This is a genomic window from Lysinibacillus sp. 10T31, assembly GCF_056394365.1.
Genome location: NZ_JBFTHS010000128.1, coordinates 1 through 1615, shown reverse-complemented (window position 1 = coordinate 1615; position 1615 = coordinate 1). Strand labels below are relative to the sequence as shown.

The 1615-nt window shown below is 38.2% G+C and carries 1 protein-coding gene; it reads left to right on the top strand.

Annotation, left to right across the window (positions count from 1 at the left end; translation table 11 throughout):
- Positions 1 to 245: 245 nt before the first annotated feature.
- Positions 246 to 1481, top strand: a complete 1236-nt coding sequence (locus AC1DCY_RS27080; RefSeq protein WP_427107653.1) for an IS110 family RNA-guided transposase — start codon at positions 246 to 248, stop codon at positions 1479 to 1481.
- Positions 1482 to 1615: the final 134 nt, after the last annotated feature.

Here is a 1615-nt window from a genome sequence, read left to right as displayed (position 1 = left end):
TTCGTATTATAAGGTCAACCGGAGTAATCTGGTTGACTATTTTTTATTCAATTTATAGATTGATAGTAGCCGGGGTCGAACGGAAGCACCCGTGGGATTATATCCCGACAACTAAACTGTTCGCCCTCTACTTGTTAACACATGATTAGGCTGGTTGGGACATTACGATCTCGTATAACAAGCGAAGATATGAATAACAAGCTAGATAGAGGTTACCGGTCAATACACTTAGGAGGAGATAAACTATGAATCCAGTAGTTGGTCTGGATGTCGCAAAAGGTGAAAGTCAGGTTCAAATGTTCTTGGATAAAAAAATGCCCTATAAAAGCAGCGTGAAAGTTGATCATACTGTGGATGGATTGGAAGAGTTACACACTTATTTATTAGATTTAGAGCGTCAAACAGGGATGAAGCCACCTATTGTTTTGGAATCAACGGGTCACTATCATGCCCCAGTTGTACAGTTTTTAGAAGCAAGAGAATACATTGTCATTATCGTAAACCCACTGGTTTCTTACCGAGCAAAAAGTTCTAGCTTGCGCAAAACCAAAACAGATGCCATTGATGCTTACCACTTAGGCGAACTGTATTACAAAGAGGATTTAGCGCCTCAGAAAAAGCGTGGTGTACAGTTATTAAACCTTCGGCATCTAACAAGGCAACACGAAAATATGACGGGAATTATGATTCAAACAAAGCTTCAATTTCAAGCCGTATTAGATCAAATATTCCCTGAGTACAAAGGAGTTTTTGGAGATCTATACGCTGAGATTTCTATAAAAACTTTACAAGCTTACCCTACTTCTGAATCAGTCAAAGAAGCAGGTGTAGAAGAGATCGCACAATTCATTGATACACATTGCAAAGCACGTTCGTTTAATTGGGCGCTTGAAAGATCGGAAAAATTAATCGGAGCTGCAGAACGCAATCCATTTCAATCAACTCTTTATCAAAGTCTTCTAATCAGTTTGAATATGTATATTGATTTACTTCAAGTGTACCACCAGCAACTTTCTACGTTGGAGCGTGAGATTGATGAGTTAGCGGCACAACTTGAAGAATATGAATTACTCCAATCAATTCCCGGTATTGGTGAAAAAATCGCTGCAACGATTATTTCAGAAATCGGAGAAATTGATCGGTTTAATCATCCGAAAAAGTTAGTAGCCTTTGCAGGACTAGATCCCAGTGTGTTTGAATCAGGTCGCTTTAAAGGCACGAAAAATCACATTACTAAACGCGGCTCGGCTAGGCTTCGCCACATGCTTTATACAGCTGTTCGTTGTTCTATTCGAGATAGTCGGAAAAAGAAAACAACACCTGAAACTATCGCACGAAATAAGCGATTACGAGCCTTCTACGATTTAAAACGTGAGGAAGGAAAGCCATATAAAGTAGCTATCATTGCTTGTGCGAATAAGCTTTTACACTGGATTTATGCGATTTTAAAAACGAAAACACCATTCCAAGAAACTATGTAGTAACAGCATTTTCAAATACAACAAAAACCTTCCAAATTGAATTCGGAGGGTTATTTGGGTTGCGCTTTTTAGTATAGCATGAAGTGTTTATTAATTTAAAAGATTTTTATTGACAATCTATTAGCTGGTTTAGT

Bases quoted from the DNA above. Each gene is read 5' to 3' on its own strand.
- AC1DCY_RS27080 (WP_427107653.1), top strand. From the start codon at position 246: ATGAATCCAGTAGTTGGTCTGGATGTCGCAAAAGGTGAAAGTCAGGTT.